Source organism: Hydrogenivirga sp. 128-5-R1-1 (genome assembly GCF_000171895.1).
Genome location: NZ_ABHJ01000445.1, coordinates 1 through 1,218, shown reverse-complemented (window position 1 = coordinate 1,218; position 1,218 = coordinate 1). Strand labels below are relative to the sequence as shown.

Here is a 1,218-nt window from a genome sequence, read left to right as displayed (position 1 = left end):
TACTGTAAACGAATTTTTGGAAAAAAATTATGGTGTTAATTTCACTGTATATGTTTTAGCAGATTAATTATTATGAACATGAAAAACTTTAAAATAACTAAAAAAGTAAATTCTAAAAAAATACTAAAAGATTAGGTTATATGTCTAAAGGATTTTTAAAAACTGCAGAGCAACTATATGAACTTGGAAAGAAAAGCAGAGGAGAAAAAAGTGAGTTTGCTTTTCGTTCTGCAATAAGCAGGGCTTATTATGGGGTTTTGTGGTATATAAGGGATTTTTATAAGTTAAGAGAAAGTGAGGATTTACACAAAATAGTCTTAAAACAAATTGATAAAAAACATGGACTGTTAGTGAAAAAATTATTTTTGGAATTAAAATATGCCCGTGTAGATGCAGACTATAAAAAGAAAAATTTAAAGGACATTAAACTAATTGACAAAAACACAGCTGGTTATTATATTAAACTTGCAAATGCTTTAATAAAATATATAGAAAGAGGTTTATAATGGCAAAAGTCTTAGTTCCATTAAAAAATGTGGCAAAAGAAACACAGCATGTATTAGATAAATATAAAATCCCATATTCTGAAATTAGAGTTTCCGAAAATGAGAAAAAAGAAGATAACATAGAATTTATAATATCTATAAAGGGTGGAAAAAAAGTTTCATTTGAAAAAACCCTTGAGTATAGAGAACTACTTTATAGAGAACTTATACCAATATTTGGAGATGTGTTTATAGTTTCATATATACCTTGAAGCGATGATTACTAAAAATTTATCTTTAAAAGAAATAGGAAAAGAAGTTATTAATATATTACACTCAAATAACATCCCTTATACAGAAATAAAATTATCTACTGCAGAAAAATCTGATGGTATAAATAAAAAATATATTGTTTCAATTTATTACAAAAATATACCCTTTTCTAAAGCCCTGCAGATAGAAGAAGAATTAAACAAAATAATTGAAGAAAATTTAGGAAAAGATATACTTGTGGCATATGTTCCAGAGGACTGAAAAAATGACAACTGTTGTTAAAAATAAAATAAAAAAGGTATCAGTAAAGGAATTACAGAACTTCCTGAATAATATTTTAGCTTCTTATGGTATTCAAGGTTCTTATAAGATACCTTCATTACCTGATGTAGAAGGAGATTATTATATTGTTGTAAGAGCTAAAAATATACCTTCTAATAAAAAGGCAGTAGAACTGTCT

Annotated in this window: 4 protein-coding genes; all 4 read left to right on the top strand. The window is 26.0% G+C overall.

Annotated features, from left to right (window positions below):
• Positions 1 to 140 precede the first annotated feature (140 nt).
• Positions 141 to 506 (top strand): hypothetical protein, encoded by a 366-nt coding sequence (locus tag HG1285_RS00815; RefSeq protein WP_008289555.1) that lies wholly within the window; start codon positions 141 to 143, stop codon positions 504 to 506.
• The gene (locus HG1285_RS00820) at positions 506 to 757 is read left to right on the top strand and encodes a hypothetical protein (RefSeq protein WP_008289554.1); all 252 of its coding nucleotides are present in this window, start codon (positions 506 to 508) and stop codon (positions 755 to 757) included. The genes HG1285_RS00815 and HG1285_RS00820 overlap by 1 nt, the downstream gene beginning before the upstream one ends.
• Before the next feature lie 4 nt (positions 758 to 761).
• Entirely contained in the window at positions 762 to 1,019 is a 258-nt protein-coding gene (locus HG1285_RS00825) for a hypothetical protein (RefSeq protein WP_008289552.1), read from the top strand.
• Positions 1,020 to 1,023: 4 nt separating this feature from the next.
• Positions 1,024 to 1,218: hypothetical protein (locus HG1285_RS00830; protein ID WP_008289551.1), on the top strand; the 195-nt coding region annotated here is incomplete at its 3' end.